This is a genomic window from Streptomyces netropsis (genome assembly GCF_014203545.1).
Taxonomy (GTDB): Bacteria; Actinomycetota; Actinomycetes; order Streptomycetales; family Streptomycetaceae; genus Streptomyces; species Streptomyces netropsis.
The window spans coordinates 1-19,681 of sequence record NZ_JACHJG010000008.1 but is presented as its reverse complement, the minus strand read 5'-3'; the positions used below and the strand labels follow the sequence as shown (position 1 = coordinate 19,681).

Genomic DNA, 19,681 nt, shown 5'->3' with positions numbered 1-19,681 from the left:
CGATCGAAATCCGCGTGCATGGCGTCGGTGATCACGGACCACTGAGCGCGTTGGGCAGTGCGGTCCTCGAGCCGTCGGCGGAGACGCGCGGGGGCAGCGAATCCGCATGTCCTGCCGAAGACCTCGGCCCATGCCCTCGCATTCCTCAACCGGTTCCGGACCTCCCGCGGCATCGCCGACTTCTTCCGGTACCTCGCGACACCCTTCACGCTGATGAATGTCGTCGGCTGCATGAAGCCCGCCGGACGGCGGCGCCGACGGCACGCCGTCGTCGCGCACGCGGCCTGCGTGCTGGTCACCGTGGTGCTGACGGCGTGGCGGACAAGGTCCGCTCACCGCGCGCCGAGGGGGCTCACACCATCGCCTACCGGCGTCGCAAGGGCCACGGCCGCCGCGCTGGAGCAGCTGACCCGGGACGTCACCGGCTGGCCGGCCCATGCCGTCGCGTTTTCGAACGCCTCGTGACCAGGCAGTGCATGAACCACACGAGGCCGCACGCGCGCGCCACCCCCAGCATGCGGGAACCGGCGGCTCTGTCCTGGGGCACGCGCATGAACGGGACGCCGGCAGTGATACCTGCGCTTCAGTCACGTGCCGGAGGAATCGCGCCCGTGCCGTCGCTACCGCTGCCGCCCGGGCCCCGCCGATCCTCCCGACACTCGCCGCGCCACCCGCTCGCGCTTCACCTCGCTCCGTTTCGGCGACCCCGCGTACGCCGGATCGGCACCGCCACACCGGACACCATCCGGCGCGATGCCGACGACGAGAGCGAAATGGGCGCGACCCACCTGCTGTTCACGCCGCGACGGGAGAGCGATCTCCTGCTGCGGCTCGACGAGTACCTCCGCTTCGGACCCGAAGCGGGCTTCTTCCACGCGACCTGAGAAGGAGGCATCCCCATGGGAGCCGATCTGAGCCGCGCGAGGTTCGACGCGCTGCGCGACCACTCCGGCGTCGTCGTGCAGCAGGGCCGACTGCCGCTCGGCTCCGACTGGAACGAGTTCGTGGCGATCGTCGACCGCCGACTGCGTGCCGCTGCCGCCGACCTCGGCACCCCTGGCATCGCGGAGGGGTTCTCCGGCGTCGCCGTGGTCCCCCGTACGACCCCCGACGCCTTCCGGATCACGAGCTCGGCGGACGGCATCACCATCGGCCGCGGCCGGATGTACGTCGACGGCCTGCTCGCCGAGAACCACGGCACGGGAGGCATCGTCCTCGACCCGCTGCTCGCCGACCCCGTGAGCGAGGAGGACACCCCGTACGCGCACCAGCCCTACTGGTCGGCCCCGAAAGACCTGCCCACCACGGGCACCCATCTGGTCTATCTGGACGTGTGGCAGCGCGAGGTCACCCCGCTCCAGGCGCCGGACCTGGTCGAGGAGGCGGTGGGCGTCGACACCACCGGCCGCACCCAGACCGTGTGGCGGGTGCGCGTGCACGAACCCGACACCCCCGGCATCAACTGCGGCACCAAGGACGAGGACATCCCCGGCTGGGCCGACGTCATCGCCCTCTCCGCGGGCCGGCTCACCACCGACGCGGTCGCCGTGGCGGCTGCCGACGACCCCGGCTCGCCGCCGCCCGGCGGTGCCTACCGCGGGCTCGAGAACCAGACCTACCGGGTCGAGATCCACGACGGCGGAGCCCCCGGCACCGCCACCTTCAAGTGGTCCCGCGACAACGGCTCCGTCGCCGTGCGGGTCGTCGAGGTCGTGGCCCCCGACCGGTTGCGGCCCGAGCACCTGGGCCGTGACACGGTGCCCGGCCTGCGCGAGAACGACTGGGTGGAGATCCTCGACGACCACCGGGAACTCGACGAGCGGCCCGGTGAGATGCGCCGCATCACCACGGTGCACGGCGACGGGACGGTCTCCTTCAGCCCTGCGCTGCCGACCGACCTGCCGGCCACGACCGACGAGGCGCGCCGGCGGAATCTGCGGATCCGCCGGTGGGCCCAAGCGGGCACGATCACGAGCGGAACGGGTGCCGTACTCGAGGACCTCGACGCCGCGGGCGCCCCTGGGGTCATCGGGGTACGGACCGGGAGCGTGGCCGTCGTCCTCGAACACGGCATCACCGTGACACTCGACGCACCCGGTGGCGGTGTCTTCCGCCCCGGTGACCACTGGATCTTCACCGCGCGCACGGCCACCGCCACCGTCGAGAAGCTCGACGAGGCGCCCCCTTTGGGCGTTCACCACCACTACGCCCGCCTGGCCGTCGTCACGTTCCCCTCCGCCACGTACGACTGCCGCACGCTGTGGCCGGACGCCGGGCACTGCGGGGACTGCACGGTCTGTGTCACCCCCGAGTCGCACGCCAGCGGTGTCATGACCGTGCAGGCTGCGGTGGACTCGGTCTCGGAAGACGGCGGCACGGTCTGTCTCGCGCAGGGCGTCTACCACCTCGGCGAGGAACCCGTACGGATCCGGGAGGCACGGTCGGTGCGGGTCCACGGGCAGGGCCCCGGCACCCTGCTCATCGGTGAGAGGGGCGGCTTCGACATCAGCCTCTCGGCCTTTGTCACCCTGGAGGACTTCGCGCTGATCTCCAGCAGCCACCGGCCCGGGATCAAGGTCTCCATCACGGCCGAGGTCACCGTCCGGCGGCTCACCGTGCTGATCGCCGGCGGGGGAGAGGACAGCGGCCAGGGCACCGCCGTCCAGCTCTCCAACGCGTCCCTGCGCACCCGCATCCAGGACTGCGACATCGCGGCCCGCATCGGTGTCGAGGCCCGGGAGTACCTGGACGACGAAGGCGGCGGCATCAGGGCACACCTGCTGACAGCCGATCTGGAGATCAGTGGCAACCTGCTGACGTGCTGGTGGTCGGGCGTGCAGTTCCGCGGCAGTGCGGCCCACATGCTCCGCAACACCATCCGCGGCAACACGGTGGTGTTCGCGCAGGGCGCGGGTCTGCGGTTGCTCGGCGCCCTCTCCCCCTGGGCCTCCTTCGACATCACCGACAACCACGTGCAGAGCAAGGGGGTCGGCATCGAGGTGGGGGCGAGCGGATACACCGTCCGGGACAACACGGTCACCGGCAACCCGGACCCGGAGACCGGCTCGGGCCACGGGATCGCCATGCGGAGCGGCGAGTCCGGCGTACTGCGCGGCACCACCCGCATCTCGGGCAACCGCATCAGCCGGATCGGGGGCGTGGGCATCCTCGTGCGGGTGCCCACCGGCGACCTCGACGTCTCGCACAACACGATCGAAGGAGTCGGCGAAGGGGGGATCGTGGTCACGGAACGAGGCCGGCTCGCCGACGCCGTGATCGTCGGCAACACGCTGCGGGACATCGCCACTCACAAGTGGAGCGAAACCGGCGGCACCGACGGCATCCGAGTCGTCGGCGCGACCCATGCACTCGTGGGATCCAACACGGTCTGCAACCTCACCACCGAGCTCGACGAGGGCAAGGAAGGTGACGAGGGCGGCAGCCCGGACCACAGGACCGGTGTGGCCGTGCTGGCCTGCCGGGAGTCCCGAGTCCACGGCAACACCGTCGAGCGGATCGGCCGGGCCGAGCCCGACGATGACGACCGGTGCCTCGGCATCCACGTCTCCGTCTTCGCTCGCACCACCATCGAGGGCAATGTCTGCCGACGGATCCCCGAGGACGTCGACGACGACGGGCACACCCCGTGGAGCGGCCTGTTGGTGGGCGACGACCCCGGGGACGACGACGGGGACCCCGACACCCCGGACATCCGCACCGGGCACATCGGCCCGTACGTCTCCGTCGTCGGCAACCGGGTCTCGTACCTCATCGGCCGCCACACCGCGTTCGCCCACGCCTCGCTGGACGTCAGCGCGATCGTCTCCGCCAACACCTTCACCGGCGCCGCCCAGCACCCCGCAGCGCGGATCGACGTGGCCGGAGACGCTGTCGTCTCCGCCAACCAGTTCCGCCAGCACGGCGACTCGGACCCGGCCGCGCTCACCGTGCGGGCCAGGACCGCGACCGTGACCGCCAACCGTGCCAGGGGCGGCCTTCCGTCGATCTACCTCGACGTCGACCCGGGCTCGCTCGCCGCGCTCGGCAACATCACCAGTCGAGGCATCGACCCGGAGGACTACATCGACCCCAAGTGGCTGAACCTCAATGTCATGGATGTGCTCTGACGACGGGTCCGGTACCCCGCCCTCCGAGGGACCGTCCGCTCCCTCTCGCCCTCGACCTCCCCGATTCAACCGCCGGAAGGACCGCAAGGATGCCGATCGTCGTCGTCGAGCAGGAGAACACCGTCGCCGCCCTGGCTGCCCGGCTCGTCAAGGCCGGAACATCCAAGGCGGCGCAGGAAAGGGCCGCTCAGGCGATCCGCGAGGCCAATCCGGGTCTCGACCTCGACCATCTGCGACCGGGAATGGTCGTGGTCGTGCCACCGCTGGTCGAGGCTTGCGACGAAGTCCCCGACGTCGTGGAGGGGGCCCTGGCCGCCTTCTTCGAGCAGATCAGCAGGGAACTCGACGCGCTCATCCAGACCGCCCGGAGCGCCCTCGAGGCCGACAAGGCCGAACGCCAGGCAACGGCCGAGGTGCTCGCCGCCGAAAAGGTTCAGGCTGCGGCCCAGAACGACCCCATGCTCCGGAACAACCTGGAGCAGGTCCGCCAGACGCTCGCCGACGACGGACAGATCGCCGTCGAGATCACCGAAAGCCTGATCACCGGCACCGAGCAGTGGTTCACCGACCTCGACGACCTGAGCACGCTGTGGTGAGGACCCGACGAGCAACGCCCTGGCCGTGCCGGCCGTCACCGCGGCGCTCACACAGAACGCCGTGAACGGGTTCGGGACCACCCCGGGACCGGTCGTAGCCCCCGGCCCGCTCGACACACGGGGGACTACGCCCGCGTCGGCGTGCATCTGTACCGGGTCACGCGCAACGCGCCCCTGCCCCTCGCCTATCTGCCCACTCGCTGGCAGGTTCCGCGCGTGCTCCGCCTGGTCCTCGTAGAGCTGGCCGACAGCCTGGAAGGGTTCGGCCCGGCGTCGTCCTCGGCTTTGCCACGCCCCGCCTTGAGGTTTGTCCGTACCTGTTGTACGGCCTGACCGCCGCCTCACCCAAGAAGAAAGCGCCGGGGGCCGCGGGGTAGGGACCCCCCGCGCCCCCCGGCTGCTGTTTACCAGCTCCAGTAACCGTGCGAGATCCAGCCGGACACGCCGGTGTTCACGTCGTAGACCTTGTCCCACTGACCGTCGCCCGAAACGTCACGGTGCGCCAGGCGGTGGTCGCTGTAGCAGAGGCCGACGACCGAGCTGGACGTGCTCGCGGCGGCGCGGATGCGCACGCCCTCGCCCTTGCAGTGGCCGTAGACGTCGTCGGCGTACGCCGGCGCCGCCAGAGCCGCGCCGCCGAGCGTGGCGGCGACCAGCAGGCCCGCCACGGCAGCGGCACGCTTGCCGGCGCTCTTCCCCCGAATTACGGAATTCACCTGTTGCTCCTCAATGATGGTCCAGCCGGGTGCCGATGATCTTGGACCCGGCGAGACGGGAATCTATCAGCGGGATGATCTTGAAAAGGGCCCTGAAGCAGATTCAAGACATGCCCATGACCGATCGGTGACAGTGCCGCGTCGGGGGTGCGGCGGGGGTGCCTTCAGCGCCTGCTTCTGAACCTGGGCCTGCGAGTTGAGCCATCACGGCCTGTGGCGGGCCAAGCGCCGCCAGCGCGCCCCGGGCGCCGGGCGCCCGCCCGAGAGTGAGCTGTGGCAGACCATGAACGCGATCCTGTACGGAGACCGCTGCCGGGACTCTGCCGGCATCTCCCGCACGACTCCCGGCGTGGGCCACGGTCTACGGCTACTTCGCCAAGTGGCAGCAGGGCGGCAACGTGTCATTTCGCCACGGCCACGGCAGCGATGACGCTGGCAATGGCCGCCGTCGCCGCGATGGCACTCCACATCACTGAGCTGCGGTGCCACCAGGGTTGTGGGGGTGTCGGCACGGGTTCGTTGACGGCTCACCGTTGGCCGCAGGTGACAGCTGCACCCGAGGGCTGCACCAGCGTCGCACGGTGGGTGGTCGCCGACAGGCGCCACTGCCCACCCCTCCCCGCTATTCCCATTCGAGTTCGTAGTAATTGTCCTCGAGGGTTACCTTCACCGCATACCGGTGCCGGGCCCGGATCCTTGAAGTCTCGGCCTCCTGATCCACTGTCTGGCACTCTTGCACGGCCGAACGTGACGCATTCACCCCTCCGTTGCTCGTGCTACAGACATAGTTCCCCGGCCCTTGCAGGAAGAACCGCCCCCTGTCCTTGACCGGATCTTCCCAGTCCATTCTTGCCTTGAACTTGTTTTGTGCGCCGCCCCCGACCGACCACCGGTAAGTCAGCGTCGGCACTGGCCCGTCCTTCCCATCGCTCGCGTAGTACTTCATGGCTTCGTCGACCGTCTCGAATGACTGATCGGTTATTGGTTTGCTTCCGGTGCGCTTTCGTACGACGTCCTTGATGGCCGCGTCCATTTCCCGGATTCGGTCCACGATTGCGCCGTCCGCACCGAAGTACATGATGAGCGTGCGCGTGCACCTGAACCGGTAGGTATCGCGACCGTGGTTGAACGAACTCTCCTCGCCTGCCTCGCACACATCGCGTTGTAATTGCCGGGCGGGGATGAGGCCGGAGGCCCGATGCCTGAAGGCATCGGCGGTTGCTGAGGTTTCCTTGGAGCCCGCGGAGCGGGCGCCGGTTGCTGCCGGACTCTTCGCCTCCTGACGGGCGTCCGTCGTGCCCGACGCGCTCGTGCACCCCGTGGAGAGAAGAAGGGCTGTGGCGACGGCCAGTGCCATGCGCATGTGTCGGGGGATATCGCTTCGGTGCATGCCATCACGCTAGTGGCCTCGGGTCATGGGCAACACCGCTCTGCCGACGAAGGCCGCAGGCGCGCCGCGTGAGCGTGTTTACGCTGCTCGACCTGCGGGCGGACACGGTGATCCTGCTGCACGACTGGGGATGGCGCGCAGTGGGCGACGGGCGGGTTCTGGAACGCCAGGAGAGAGAAGGACGGGGCGGCGCCGATCGGTGCGTGATCGCGGTGGGATGCGCGACGGATGGCGGGTGACCCATCGGGTGACGAGCGTGAGGATGGTCGTCATGGATCCCGAACTCGAAGCGTTCATCCCGTTTCTCCCGCAACTCGACATGAACGACCCGGTCACCTCGCGCAAGGAATTCTCCGAGCGTGCCGCCGCGGCGCCGGCACCGGACACCTCGAACATGGAGGTCGAGGACCGCACGGTGTCCGCCGACCCGGATGTGGCGGTGCGGGTCTACCGCCCGCACCAGGCGCAAGGCGCCATCGTCTGGCTGCACGGCGGCGGCGGAGTCTTCGGCGACCTGGACACCGAGCATCCCTGGGCCGCCCGGATCGCGAGCCTCGCCGGGGCGGCGGTGATCTCGGTGGGCTACCGCCTGGCGCCCGAGCACCGGTTCCCGGCCGCCCTCGACGACGCCTATGCCGTACTGACCTGGACGGCCGAGCACGCGGACGAACTCGGCATCGACCCGGCGCGGATCGCGGTCGGAGGACACAGCGCCGGCGCGAACATCGCGGCCGCGACGGCCCTGCGGGCGCGCGACGAGCAGGGACCGGCGATCCACTTCCAACTGCTGAACCAGCCGGGACTGGACGACCGGCAGGAGACGTGGTCGGCACGGAACTTCACCGACACGCCCTGGTTCAACCGCGACAAGCTCGCCGCAGCGTGGCGGCACTACCTGGGCTCCCAGCCCGCCACACCGTACGCCGCCCCGGCTCGGGCCGCAGATCTCTCCGGCCTGCCACCGGCCTACATCGCCACCGCCGAGTTCTGCCCGAACCGCGACGAGGGCATCGCATACGCACTGCGCCTGATGCAGGTGGGCGTGTCGGTCGAGCTCCACCAGTGGCCCGGCACCTTCCACGGATCGCAGGCACTCCTGTCCGCCGAGGTCTCGCAGCGGCAGAACGCCGAACTCGGCGCCGCCCTGCGCCGCGCTCTGGCCAAGTGAGCCGTGGATGCCGAAAGGCACGGGGGAGAGCCCCCGTTGCACTCATTGATCACGAAAGGACGGATGTCTTGAAGATGCGACTGGCGATATGTGGAAGCGTGGCCGCGCTGAGCGTCTGTGTGGGCACGGTGGCGGCAGCTCCCGCATCCGACGGGACAAGGGCCGCGCCGACCACCAGCACGAGCCCGGCGACCGCCCTCGATCCCGGAGAGCTGAAGTCCGCCATGGACGGTGTCCACCGCGCCGGCGTGCCGGGGTTGTACGCCGAGATACGCGATGCCGGCCGGACATGGCGCGGCGCCTCCGGGGTCGCCGATGTCAGGACCGGCCGTCCCGTCACGCCCGACATGCGCCAGCGCGTCGGCAGCATCACCAAGACCTTCACCGCCGCCGCAGTCATGCAGCAGGTCGAGCAGGGCCGCATCCAGCTCGACGCACCGATCGGCGGCTACCTGCCGCAGCTGGTGCCGGGAGAGCGCGGCAAAAAGATCACGGTGCGCATGCTACTCAACAACACCAGCGGCCTACCCGACTACACCCGCTATGCGTTCCCTTCCCTGCAGGACATGTCGCCCGAGAGCCTGGACGACAACCGGTTCAGGCAGTTCCGCCCGGCCGAGCTGATCGAGATGGGGGTCAAGGCGCCTCCCGCAGGCGAGCCCGGAGCCACTCCGGGGGTGTACTCCAACACCAATTACCTGCTCCTCGGCCAACTTCTGGAGCAGGTGACCGGTACCACGGCCGAGGAGTACATCACCCGGAATGTCATCGAGCGTGCTGGGCTCCGGCACACCGGGTTTCCGGCCCGGCCGCGTATCGAGGGGCCGCACTCGCGGATGTACGAGGCTCTGTGGGGCCTGAACGACCCGCCGCGCGACTACAGCGTCTACAACATGTCCTGGACGGGGACCGGCGCCGCTCTCGTATCGACCATGGAGGATCTCAACCGTTTCTACGGCAAGCTGCTCGACGGAAAGATCGTCAACCAGTTGTCGCTGGCGCAGATGCAGCGCACGGTCCCGGTCGTCGCCCTGGACGGATCGATGATCGAATACGGCCTCGGTCTGCACAAGGTCGGCATCCAGGGTTGCGGCACCTTCTGGGGCCACGACGGCACGGTGTGGGGGGCCGGAACGATGTCCCTGACCCGGGCCGACGGCAAGCGCCAGATGTCCGTCGCGGTCAACCTCCAGAGGTGGAACAAGCCGGACTCCTCGGGAAAACCGCAGCACCACCCCATCGACGACGCGCTGAAGACGCTGTACCGGCAAGCGATGTGCGGTGACGCAAACGCCCAGGCCAAGAACGCCTCTTAGGTCCCGGCGTTCGTCCCGTAGCCGGATCGCCGCACGCTAGTGCCCCGACAGGCAACGTTCGCCCCGTCGCGACGCCCGGCACGTGCCCCCAAGCTCTGGCTTCGCTGGAGCAGGGAAGTGCCCCCTTCGCCTCACCGGCCAAAAGCCCCAAGTGCGTCCAGTGCGGGAACTTCCGGCCGCACGCCGAGAGCATGCACCGCGGTGACACAGCCGCCCCGTGGCGGGCGCTCCTTCACGGGCAAGCGTTGCCTGCCTGGGCACTAGGACGTGTCCGACCGGACGGGGCGTCGTTGATCCGGTCACCAGGCCGCGATGATGAGCGGCCCATATGACAGGAGTGCAGCGATGCTCTTGCCCATTACCGGTCAGCTCTTGGGCTGGGCCGTGGCCGGGATCCACGCCTTCGTCGGAGGCTTGATCCACTAGGTGGCTGGCCTGCTCTGAGAGCAGTGCACTTCCCGTGGCGTCGGGCCCAGGAAGCCTCGGGGTCTTCCTCGGTCCGACGCCGCCCGGCCCTGAAACGCCTAGGCCTGTCCGACGGGTCAGGTCGGCGGGCCCGCGTGGCCATGCTGTGTCCCTGACGCGATTCGTCGGACGCACCTGAGAAGGCCCAGGTCCCTGTGTTCCCTTCCTTTCTAGGGTGGCCACTCGTGTCTAGGGTGGCCACTCGTGGGAGTGGAGTTCTTGAGGCCCGTTAGCTCAGACGAGTGACTTTCCGGGTTCTTTCGGGTGTGTAGGGCATGCCTGCCTTGCAGGAGTAACAGCACAGGGGAGGACGAAGTGAAGTGGATCAGAATTCCGGTGATGGCGGCGGTCGCCGCTCTGACCCTCACCGCAGGAATGACCGATGCCGCTGGCTGGACAAGCAGTGCGCCGGCCTCCGAGCCCAGGGCCGCAGCCCCGACGGATCACACCGGGAGTCAAGGCGCCGAGGTGGTCATCCCGGCAGGCCAGGCCAGAACGGCCATCGCGCCTTGCCCAGCCGGCCGTGAACCGAGCGGAGGCGGCGGCGTCAGGTCCGGTAAAGGGCTCTTCCTGACCGGCTCCTCACCCCGCGGCAATGCATGGGAAGTCAAGTTCAGCAACAAATCGGCCGTGGAGCGGCGAGGTTCAGCCTTTGTCGTCTGCACCGCTCAGTCCCACACGCGCGTGGCCGACACCCCCCTCACGGTGCCCGCCCACCAACAGAGCGTCAGCAGCTTCCTCAGGTGCCCCGGCAGCCAGGTACCCGCCGGCGGAGGCTGGGAGGCGACAGGCACCGACGTCGTCGGCCTGCGGTTCTCCGCCTCGACCCAGTCGTACCACGCCGTGGTGTTCAACAACTCGAACGCGGTGCAGAGCTTCAATGCGGTCGCCCTGTGCTCGACGGTCGCCCATGAGCCCCGGCTCGGCAACCAGATCACCGTCCAGCCCGGCGATGAAGGCGTTGCGACTGCCAATTGCGACCCCGGCCAAGTAGCCAGCGGTGGTGGTTCTTTCCCCAGCGGCCAGGCATTCATCGGCGCCTCTCGCGCACTCCCCAACGGCACCGGATGGCAGATCACTGCCGAGAACACGACGGGCACACCCCAGAAAGTGACTGCAGAGGCGATCTGCACATCGTCGTGACGCATCGCCACGAGACGGTATCCGCCAGCTAAGGACTGTCCGGCAGGTCATGCGCGAAGCCAGAGCCGAATCGCCGCGAGGGTAACCGTGCCATGAAAGACATACGCTCTTTTGTCGTACCTGGTGGCTACAGCACAGGAGCCCTTGAGCGCGTTGATGGTTCGCTCGACTTCGTTCCTGCGCGCATATCGCGTCTGGTCGAATCCTGAGGGCCGGCCGCCACGGCTACCGCGGCGTTGGCGGTTGGCCCGCTGGTCCCGGCGTTCGGGGATCGTGTGCCGGATCTGCCTCCGCCGCAGGCAGCAGCGGTTGCGGCGGGAACTGTAGGCCCTGTCGCCGCCGCAGAGGTGTGCCGGGCGCGTCCTTGGGCGTCCGCCGGCCGGGCGCGGGACACGGATGCGGTTCAGAACCGGGATCATCTGCGGGGCGTCACCCCACTGCCCAGGAGTGATCAGAACGGCGAGCGGACGGCAGCCGCCGTCGCTCGCCAGGTGAATCCTGGTGGTGAGCCCGCCGCGTGAGCGGCCGATCGCCTCGTCCGGCCGGTGATGGGCGGGCCGCCTGCGTCGGCCCGGTATCCGCGCCGGGCATTGGTGGGCTCCAGCGGCGTGCTGATGGACTCGGCACGATGTGGAATCGACGCTGACCATGGACCAGTCGATCCGGCCCTCCATATCGGCATCGGCCTGAACAGCCCGCAGAAGCTTCTCCCAGGTGCCGTCCGCTGACCACCTTCGATGCCGGTCATGGCAGGTCTTCCACTTCCCGAACCGCGTCGGCAAGTCACGCCACGGGATACCGGTCCGCTGCCGGAACAGGATCCCGTTGATCACCTTGCGGTGGCATGCCCACCTCCCGCCCCGTCCCGTGTTCTTCGGTAAGTGCGGCTCAAGCCGGGCCCACTCCCGATCCGACAAATCGCCTCGCCCCACGCTCGCTCCAACGACCTCAGCACTGCTCGGTCACGCGAACCGTCGGACACGACCTATCTCGTACTCCGAGGAGTCGGCGTGGGCGGCGTTGTCGCTATTGGTTGGTTCCTGGGGTGGCAGGGCGGGGAAGGCGCTGAGTCCATGCGCCTGTCTCCTCTGCTGAGATCTCTTCGATGCGTGCCGCAAGGATTCCTGGGGCGGCGGCCGGGTCGCTGTACTCGTCCCAAGCCTGCTCGTAGCGGACCACCTCGGTTTCGATCTCCAGGTTTGCGAGAAACGGCTCGGCGATGATCGAGCGAAGCTCGCTGAGAGGTAGGACGGCCGCGACCGTCAAGCCGATCTTCTCGTCCGGCTGGAGCCCGTCCGGTGCGGGTTGTGAATCCGTAGAAGAAGGACCCTGCCCCCGTGTTGCCCGAGTACGGGAGGCCACCCAGAAGGACGTCAGGGTCCTCGCCGCGGCGCTGGTGCGCATGCCCGGAGCACCCGTCTTGACCTGCAGCTTCTTCAGGATGCGGGCCCAGGTCCCATCGATCTACCAGCGTCGGAAGATCGAGTACAAGGTCTCTCACGGGCCATACCGTTCGGGCGCATCCCGCCAGGGGGGGTCGGTACGAGCCCGCCACCAGATCCCGTCGAAGACCTGCCGCCGGTCCCGGGGCTTACCCCCATCACCGGCGACGCAGGCAACACCGCCTCCAGACAATTTCACTGTTTCTCCGTCAGGTCACGAGCCATTCCGAGGTCGTTCCACGGGCCTGATCAACATCTCGAATGTGTTCAGGGCGGGGACGGCTTCTGGTTCCTGTGCCGACGTCATCCGGAAGATCACGCGCTTGTCCTCAACCGCGCTTGAGGTCCTACGCTCTCCGCATGACCTGCACGGCGTGCAGGCTCCGAACCGAAGCACCAGGAGGGGATATCCCATGACGCCCCAGCAGATCTCCGACGCCGAACTCGCCGGGCAGCCCGCCGCATACTGGACCGGTGTCGCCTACGAGGCGCTCATCGCTTTCACCCGGGCTCAGCAGGCCGCAAAGGGCTACACCCAGCCCCAGTTCTGGCTGCTGCGCAACCTGTCGGAGAACGACATCTCGCCCGACGGCGAGGGGATGACCCTGCCCGAGCTGCGGGAGGCCATGACTTCCTACATCCGGCCCGAGGACGACCTGGCGGCAGAGGCCGCGGTACTCCTGGAGCGTGGCTGGCTGACCCAGGACGCTGAGGACCGGCTGTGGCTCACCGAGGAGGGGGAGCAGGCCCGCGTCGACCTCGCGCGCAACGCTCCCGCGATCCGCGCCGCCCTCCACGAGGGCATCGGCGACGCGGACTACGTCACCACGGTGAAGGTGCTTCAGCGGCTGATCCGCAACGCGGGCGGAACGGTCGCCTGACAGACCGAGGGGCCGGGTCGGGACCACATCTCAAACACGCTTCAAGAGCACCGGGCGGTACACGTGCACGTGCACAACGCGCCGTGGACAACCTCGCGGGAGTGTCATGGGGTGGCGTTGCTGCCTCGGCCGAGATCCTTGAGGAAGCGTGGTTGGTCTTCCAGGAACCTGTCCGCGAAGAGCGAGCGGGGGGAGAAGAGCGCAGTGAGCGTGGTGTTGAGGTCCGACTGTTCGATGGACCGCTTGAGCAGTGAATGGGTCGCATCCGGGTAGCGCTTGACCGTCAATGCGCCGCCTGCATCCAGCACCTTGCGGTAGACGCGCTCCGTGTCGGCGGTGTCTACGTTGATGTCATGGCCTGCAAGGGCGAGAAGCACCGGTATGCCGCGCAGGGCGTGGAGGTCTTGCGTGGCGTCCGCGGTGTAGTTCTTGGAGATGAAGCCCCAGCGGTCGGCGGTCATGCCGTCCGTGCCGCCGCCCATGGCCTTGACGTATTCCTCGAAGGTCGCATGGCGTTCAAGGAGCCGGCGCGTGGTGTCGCTCTTGGCGATCTCGGCCTGGGTGCGGGCTGCCGATGCGCCGTCGGCGCGCAGCTCGGCGAGGAGGTTGTAGCGGCCCTGCCGGAGCCAGTTGATCGCGGGCGAGACGGCGATGACGAAGCTCACGGACGTCTTGGAGGCGATCTTCGGCAGGACCCAGCCCGCCTGGCTGGCGCCCCAGAGCCCGATCCGGTCGCCGTCGATGTCCGGGCGGGTGCGCGCCCAGGTGATGGCGGCGGCTGCCTCGTCGGCCCGGTCGTCCATGGACTGGTCGAGCCAGTCGCCGGGGGCGGCCGCGACGCCGGGCTTGTCCCAGGAAAGGGAGGCGTACCCAGCGTTGGCGTTCGCTTCCCATATGGGCTTGTAGCCGTCGTCGTGGGTGGCGTCGAGGGAGCCGTCGCCGTGGACGTACACGACCAGGCCGTGGTGCTTGCGCCCGTCCTTGGGGGTGGTCAGCACGCCGTTGAGGGTGTGACCGCCGTGGCGGATCGAAACCCGCTGCTCGTCCATGTCGTAGGAGTTCTGCCACAGCACCACACCGACGAGACCGGCAGCCACGACCAGGACCGCGACGCATGACCACACGACGATACGGAGCCCGCGCCTTCGGGGCTGAATCTTCGGACACATGAGATCTGACCGCCTCTGTTGGGGTTTACGCACCACCGAAAAACTAACACTTCCAGAACGATCGTCATGAGGATGATAGCTTTGAGTTGAGGTTACAGCGAGAAAGGGGGCGCGGACATGGGACTGGACGCGACGGGCACCGGCACCGGGCCGGTGACAGTTCGGCGGGGCGTTCCGGCCGGAGCCGAGCGGCGGGCGGCCGAGCTGTACTGGGACGCCTTCGGCCGCAAACTCGGCCCCGCGCTGAATCCGCCGGACAAGGCGGTGCCCTTCATCGCGGCCCACCTGAACGCCGACCGGGCGGTGTGCGCGCTCCTCGACGGGCAGCTCGTCGGCCTCGCCGGCTACCAGCTCAACGGCCGGGCCCTCACCGGGGGATCGGCCTCCGACGTGCTGCGCGCGTACGGACACCTGCGAGGACTGCACCGACTCCTGCTCCTCGCCCTGTTCGAACGCCACCCGGCCCCCGGGCAACTCGTCATGGACGGAATCGCCGTGGACCCCGGCCTACGCGGCCGCGGCGTCGGGAGCCTGCTCATCGAAGAAGTGGCCGCCGTCGCGACGGAACAGGACCGCCGGGAGATCAGACTGGACGTGATCGACAGCAACCCGCGCGCGAGGGCCCTGTACGAGCGGCGTGGCTTCACGGCCGTGCGGACCGAGCGCACGCCCTACCTGCGCGGGCTGCTGGGGTTCGGCGCGGTGACCACCATGCGTCGCGCCGTCGGAACGAGAGGAGCGACACCACTGTGAGCGCCGAAACGGACCACGTCGAGGTCCCCACCCGCATGCTCGTCCACGCGCTGATCCGCGAAGACGGCACCGTCGGCGCGGACGAGCTGTACACCGTCGCCAACATCCTGGGCATGAGCGACCAGCAGGTGCGGCTGTGCGTCAAACGCCTCGTGGCCGAAGGTCGGTTCACCCACGAGGGCCGTGGCCGCAAGGCGAAGCTTCACGCGACCGCGGACACGACGCGTGCCCTCGCCCCCAACGCGGAGTTCCTCCGGCACGCATTCCAGCAGGACGCCGGACTCGCGCCCTGGGACGGTGTCTGGCACCTGGCCGCCTTCGCGGTGCCGGAATCGGCGCGCACGGCCCGGGACGCCCTGCGCGAGACGCTCGTCCACCTCGGCGGCGCCCCACTCCAGGGCGGACTGTACGTCTGCGCCAACACCTGGGAACCCTACGTCGAAGAAGCGGCCCACCGCCTCGGCGCCCATGGCACGCTCACCCTCCTCACCACGACGGACCTGCGCAGGGGCGACACCCAAGAGCCTGCCGAACTCGCCCGCCGCCTATGGCCCCTACAGGAGATCGCCGACCGCTACCACCGCCTCAGCCGCATCGCCCAGCCCCGCCTCGACCGGCTCACCGGCCCTGCCTCCCTTTCCTCCTCCGCACTCCTCACCATCGCGGTCGAACTGGCCACCGAACTCACCCGCGCCATGGAGCCCGACCCGCTGCTGCCGCCCCAGCTCCTGCCCCAGCCCTGGCCCGGCACCCAGGCCCGGGGGTTCATCGCCCGGTGCTGGGCAGCCCTGCGCGAACGAGACCACGGCGAAGCCGGCCCGGTCCTCTTCCGCCTCTACGCCGATGTCACCCGCGAGGCAGCAGCCCGGGCCACGCACTGAAGACGGAACAGACGGCGCAGGCCGGGGCTGTTGGGCGAAGACACCCAGCCCGCCCACCAGCCCGGCGGGCAGCACTGGACCGCACTCCTCGACCCCTCCGGCCGGCCCTTCTGCGTCCACGGCACCCACTGGGCCCAATGGGGTTCTCCTACGCCGATACCCCATGTTCGGGCCCGATCCTGATCCTGGAGGGCCCCCATTCAGGGGACGGGGTTTTCCAAGACGCTCTTTCAGCGGCCGACCGGCAGGCCCTGCGGCTCCTTAATCCGTTTCATGATGATCTGCGAGTTGACCTCGGTGATGCCGGACAGTGTGGTGAGACGCTCGATCCACAGCTGTTCGTAGGCGGTGATGTCGGCGACCGCGATGCGCAGCAGGCAGCCGGGGCTGCCGAAGAGTCGGTATGCCTCGATGACGTCAGGGATGTCCTGGAGCGCCGCCTCGAAGGCCTCGACGGCTCCCCGGTCGCGTTTGACCTCGATGGAGACGAGGACCTCGAAGCCCCTTCCGACGGCTTCGGGGTCGATGATCGCCCGGTAGCCCTGGATGACGCCGTCCTGCTCGAGCTGGCGGACGCGGCGCATGCACGGTGAGGACGTGAGGCCGACCCGTTGGGCCAGTTCTTGGATGGTCAATCGGCCGTCGTCCTGGAGCTCACGCAAAATATTCCTGTCGATCTGATCCACTGCGCAATTATCCACCACGTTTCAGCCCGGAGCGCGCCCGAATCGGCGACCCGATTGCGCGTGAATCGTCCTATGGTTGCTCCCGCCCCGCCCCCAGTGCGAACTGGCATGCGAGGGCGTGCCCCCGAACCACAGTGGACAGCGGGGAGGAGGCACCCGCCGTGCGGCACGTCGTCGCGTACGGCAGCGATCATCTGGCAGAGGAGCGAGCAGACGTGGAACAGATCGTCGTCATCAGCACGGGCGGGACGATCGCCAGCCGCTGGCAGGGCTCCGGCTTCGCCGCCGAAGCCCGGGGCGGGGACGTGGTGGCCACGGCCGTCGTGCCCGAGGGCGTGTCCGTGCGGGTCGTCGACCTGATGAGCGTGAACAGCGCCCGGCTTACCACCGCACACCAGCTGACGCTCCTGCGCACCGTACGCGAGGTACTGGCCGATCCCTCCGTGGGCGGCATCGTCGTCACACACGGTACGGACACGCTGGAGGAGTCCGCCTTCCTGCTCGACCTCCACCACGACGACCCTCGGCCGGTGGTTCTCACCGGCGCCCAGCGCCCGCTCGAAGCGCCGGACGGCGACGGGCCGCGGAACCTCCACGACGCACTGCTGACGGCGGCTTCGGTGCGCGACCTCGGCGTTCTGGTTGTCTTCGACGGCCAGGTGCACGCCGCGCGCGGAACGGTGAAGGTGCAGACACTGGCCACCGACGCGTTCGCCGATCCCTCCGGCAGCCGGGTCGGGGACGTGGGAGCCGACGGAGTGCGCATCCACCGGCGGCCCGAGCGCCCGACACCGCTCCCCCTGCCGTCGGCCGCCCCGCCACTGCCTCGCGTCGACATCGTCATGCACCACTGCGATGCCGATCCACTGTTCCTCAACGCCGCCGTCGAGGCGGGTGCCCAGGGCATCGTCCTGGTGGCGACAGGAGCAGGCAACGCCACCCCCGAGATCAGCACTGCGATCCACGAGGCGGTTGCCCGCGGCGTGCTCGTCGCCGTGACCACGCGTGTGCCCACCGGGCCGGTCGCGGAGATCTACACCCACGGCGGCGCCGTGGACCTCGCGGCCTCCGGAGCGGTACTGACCGGCACTCTGCGCGCCGGTCAGGCGCGGATCGCCGTGCTCGCCGCGGCCCTGGCCTCCACCGACCCGGCCGAACGCGTCGACGCACTGCGCCATGTGCTCGGCACCCCCGGAGCACCGGCGCCGGGCACCCGGGCCTGACACCCCTTCCCCTTTTCCTCCCCGCACCAAGCCCCCCGCACCTGATCGGATCCCCATGTCGGCACTCGCTCCCGGCCTCTCCTCCGTCCCCGCCTCGCCCCACGTGCACCCGCAGGTCCGCACCGAGCACGACCTGCTGGGCGACAAGGACGTCCCCGCGGCCGCGTACTACGGCGTCCACACCCTGCGGGCCGTGGAGAACTTCCCCGTCACCGGCACCCCGATCTCCGCCTACCCCGACCTCGTCATCGCCCTGGCCTCCGTCAAGCAGGCCGCCGCCCGGGCCAACCGCGACCTGGGGCTGCTGGACGACCTCAAGGCGGACGCCATCGTGCGGGCCTGTGAGGAGATCAGGGACGGGCGGTTCCACGACCAGTTCGTCGTCGACGTCATCCAGGGCGGCGCCGGCACCTCCACCAACATGAACGCCAACGAGGTCGTCGCCAACCGGGCGCTGGAACTCCTCGGCCACGACAAGGGCGAGTACCGGCACCTCCACCCGCTGGAGGACGTCAACGCCGGGCAGAGCACCAACGACGTCTATCCCACTGCCGTCAGCCTCGCCCTGCAGCTCGCCGCCGGCCGCCTGCTGGAAGCCATGGAGGTGCTGCGCCAGGCGTTCGCGGCCAAGGCCGAGGAATTCGCCGACGTTCTGAAGATGGGCCGCACACAGCTCCAGGACGCGGTGCCGATGACGCTCGGCCAGGAGTTCGCCACGTATGCCGTCATGCTGGCCGAGGACCGGACGCGCCTGGACGAGGCCCGTGCGCTGCTGCGCGAGATCAACCTCGGGGGCACCGCCATCGGCACCGGCCTCAACGCCCACCCGAGGTACGCCGAGGCAGCCTGCGCCCACCTGAACAGGATCACCGGGCTTCCCCTCACCGTCGCCGGCGACCTCGTCGAGGCCACCCAGGACATGGGCGCCTTCGTCCAGCTGTCCGGTGTGCTCAAGCGGATCGCCGTCAAGCTCTCCAAGACCTGCAACGACCTGCGCCTGCTCTCGTGCGGCCCCCGCGCCGGCCTTGCCGAGATCAACCTGCCGCCCGTGCAGGCGGGTTCGAGCATCATGCCCGGCAAGGTGAACCCGGTGATCCCCGAGGTGGTCAACCAGATCGCCTTCGAGGTCATCGGCAACGACGTGACCGTCACCTTCGCAGCCGAGGCCGGGCAGCTCCAGCTCAACGCCTTCGAACCGATCATCGCGCACAGCCTGCTCAAGAGCCTGACCCATCTGCGGGCCGGCTGCCTGACTCTCGCCGAGCGGTGCGTCAGCGGCATCACCGCCAACCGTGAGCACCTGGCCCACCTCGTCGGCCGGTCCATCGGGCTGGCCACCGCGCTCAACCCGCACATCGGCTACGAACAGGCCACCGCCGTCGCCCAGGAGGCGCTGACCACCGGCGCCTCGGTGCACGACCTCGTCCTGGCCAAGGGTCTGCTCACCCCGGAGCAGCTCCAGCGGATCCTCCACCCGGACAACCTCGCCCGCCCGCACGCCCGGGCGACCGTCGCCACCGACTTCTGAAATCACCAGCCCGTCCGGCCTCACGGCAACACGGGGCCGGACGGCCCGCAACGTTCCCCTTCACGCGAGGCCGACTCGCGCGACCAACGAAAGGATGTAGACCGGCCATGGCAACGGCGCCTAGCGTCTCGTACTCGATGACGGTTCGGCTGGAGGTTCCCGCGAGCGGGACCGCGGTCAGCCAGCTCACCACGGCC

19 protein-coding genes are annotated in these 19,681 nt (G+C 69.1%); 12 read left to right on the top strand and 7 right to left on the bottom strand.

Features of this window, described 5'->3' with window-relative positions; translation table 11 throughout:
- Positions 1–899 precede the first annotated feature (899 nt).
- A complete protein-coding gene (locus FHS38_RS19510) occupies positions 900–4,127 on the top strand; it encodes a DUF6519 domain-containing protein (RefSeq protein ID WP_184735116.1) in 3,228 nt (1,075 codons plus the stop codon).
- Between the two features lie 89 nt (positions 4,128–4,216).
- Entirely contained in the window at positions 4,217–4,723 is a 507-nt protein-coding gene (locus FHS38_RS19505; protein ID WP_184735114.1) for a LysM peptidoglycan-binding domain-containing protein, read from the top strand.
- A gap of 404 nt (positions 4,724–5,127) precedes the next feature.
- Here the strand turns inward: FHS38_RS19505 and FHS38_RS19500 are convergent, their stop codons facing one another.
- Together FHS38_RS19500 and FHS38_RS19495 are read right to left on the bottom strand one after the other, a co-directional pair.
- Positions 5,128–5,439: an SH3 domain-containing protein gene (locus FHS38_RS19500; protein ID WP_144440843.1), complete on the bottom strand. Its 312-nt coding sequence runs from the start codon at positions 5,437–5,439 to the stop codon at positions 5,128–5,130.
- Positions 5,440–6,061: 622 nt separating this feature from the next.
- A complete protein-coding gene (locus tag FHS38_RS19495) occupies positions 6,062–6,802 on the bottom strand; it encodes a hypothetical protein (RefSeq protein WP_184735112.1) in 741 nt (246 codons plus the stop codon).
- A gap of 95 nt (positions 6,803–6,897) precedes the next feature.
- Between FHS38_RS19495 and FHS38_RS19490 the strand changes: the two genes are divergently transcribed.
- The 4 genes from FHS38_RS19490 to FHS38_RS19475 all read left to right on the top strand — a co-directional run bounded on the left by FHS38_RS19490 (position 6,898) and on the right by FHS38_RS19475 (position 10,921).
- Positions 6,898–7,068, top strand: coding sequence for a hypothetical protein (locus FHS38_RS19490; RefSeq protein ID WP_184735110.1), 171 nt, complete (start codon positions 6,898–6,900; stop codon positions 7,066–7,068).
- A 32-nt stretch (positions 7,069–7,100) separates the two neighbouring features.
- The gene (locus FHS38_RS19485; RefSeq protein ID WP_184735108.1) at positions 7,101–7,997 is read left to right on the top strand and encodes an alpha/beta hydrolase; all 897 of its coding nucleotides are present in this window, start codon (positions 7,101–7,103) and stop codon (positions 7,995–7,997) included.
- 224 nt (positions 7,998–8,221) lie between these two features.
- A complete protein-coding gene (locus FHS38_RS19480; RefSeq protein ID WP_229822934.1) occupies positions 8,222–9,313 on the top strand; it encodes a serine hydrolase domain-containing protein in 1,092 nt (363 codons plus the stop codon).
- Positions 9,314–10,093: 780 nt separating this feature from the next.
- Positions 10,094–10,921, top strand: a complete 828-nt coding sequence (locus FHS38_RS19475) for a hypothetical protein (protein WP_184735106.1) — start codon at positions 10,094–10,096, stop codon at positions 10,919–10,921.
- A 47-nt stretch (positions 10,922–10,968) separates the two neighbouring features.
- Here FHS38_RS19475 and FHS38_RS19470 read toward each other — a convergent pair whose 3' ends face one another.
- From FHS38_RS19470 to FHS38_RS19460, 3 genes are all read right to left on the bottom strand, one after another.
- Complete coding sequence (locus FHS38_RS19470; protein WP_184735104.1) at positions 10,969–11,853, bottom strand: IS5 family transposase; 885 nt, start codon at positions 11,851–11,853, stop codon at positions 10,969–10,971.
- Positions 11,854–11,947: 94 nt separating this feature from the next.
- A complete protein-coding gene (locus FHS38_RS19465) occupies positions 11,948–12,187 on the bottom strand; it encodes a hypothetical protein (RefSeq protein ID WP_184735102.1) in 240 nt (79 codons plus the stop codon).
- Between the two features lie 231 nt (positions 12,188–12,418).
- Positions 12,419–12,562, bottom strand: a complete 144-nt coding sequence (locus FHS38_RS19460) for a transposase (RefSeq protein ID WP_184735100.1) — start codon at positions 12,560–12,562, stop codon at positions 12,419–12,421.
- A 214-nt stretch (positions 12,563–12,776) separates the two neighbouring features.
- Here FHS38_RS19460 and FHS38_RS19455 point away from each other — a divergent pair, with 214 nt between their 5' ends.
- Positions 12,777–13,244 carry a winged helix DNA-binding protein gene (locus tag FHS38_RS19455; RefSeq protein ID WP_184735098.1) on the top strand — a complete coding sequence of 156 codons (468 nt, stop codon included), beginning with the start codon at positions 12,777–12,779 and terminating at the stop codon, positions 13,242–13,244.
- Between the two features lie 104 nt (positions 13,245–13,348).
- Here the strand turns inward: FHS38_RS19455 and FHS38_RS19450 are convergent, their stop codons facing one another.
- Positions 13,349–14,341, bottom strand: a complete 993-nt coding sequence (locus FHS38_RS19450) for an alpha/beta hydrolase family protein (RefSeq protein WP_311775277.1) — start codon at positions 14,339–14,341, stop codon at positions 13,349–13,351.
- A 189-nt stretch (positions 14,342–14,530) separates the two neighbouring features.
- Between FHS38_RS19450 and FHS38_RS19445 the strand changes: the two genes are divergently transcribed.
- Both FHS38_RS19445 and FHS38_RS19440 read left to right on the top strand, forming a co-directional pair.
- A complete protein-coding gene (locus FHS38_RS19445; protein WP_184735094.1) occupies positions 14,531–15,166 on the top strand; it encodes a GNAT family N-acetyltransferase in 636 nt (211 codons plus the stop codon).
- A 35-nt stretch (positions 15,167–15,201) separates the two neighbouring features.
- Complete coding sequence (locus tag FHS38_RS19440; RefSeq protein ID WP_184735623.1) at positions 15,202–16,047, top strand: PaaX family transcriptional regulator C-terminal domain-containing protein; 846 nt, start codon at positions 15,202–15,204, stop codon at positions 16,045–16,047.
- A gap of 230 nt (positions 16,048–16,277) precedes the next feature.
- Here FHS38_RS19440 and FHS38_RS19435 read toward each other — a convergent pair whose 3' ends face one another.
- The gene (locus FHS38_RS19435) at positions 16,278–16,733 is read right to left on the bottom strand and encodes an Lrp/AsnC family transcriptional regulator (RefSeq protein WP_184735092.1); all 456 of its coding nucleotides are present in this window, start codon (positions 16,731–16,733) and stop codon (positions 16,278–16,280) included.
- A 215-nt stretch (positions 16,734–16,948) separates the two neighbouring features.
- On the opposite strand from FHS38_RS19435, the gene FHS38_RS19430 reads away from it, so the two are divergent.
- The 3 genes from FHS38_RS19430 to FHS38_RS36375 form a co-directional block, all read left to right on the top strand.
- Positions 16,949–17,956: an asparaginase gene (locus tag FHS38_RS19430; protein WP_184735621.1), complete on the top strand. Its 1,008-nt coding sequence runs from the start codon at positions 16,949–16,951 to the stop codon at positions 17,954–17,956.
- A 55-nt stretch (positions 17,957–18,011) separates the two neighbouring features.
- On the top strand, positions 18,012–19,484 hold the full coding sequence (gene aspA, locus FHS38_RS19425) for an aspartate ammonia-lyase (protein ID WP_184735090.1): 1,473 nt from the start codon (positions 18,012–18,014) through the stop codon (positions 19,482–19,484).
- Positions 19,481–19,681, top strand: a 201-nt coding sequence (locus FHS38_RS36375; protein WP_376700053.1) for a hypothetical protein, incomplete at its 3' end; no start/stop codon positions are given. The genes aspA and FHS38_RS36375, both read left to right, overlap by 4 nt.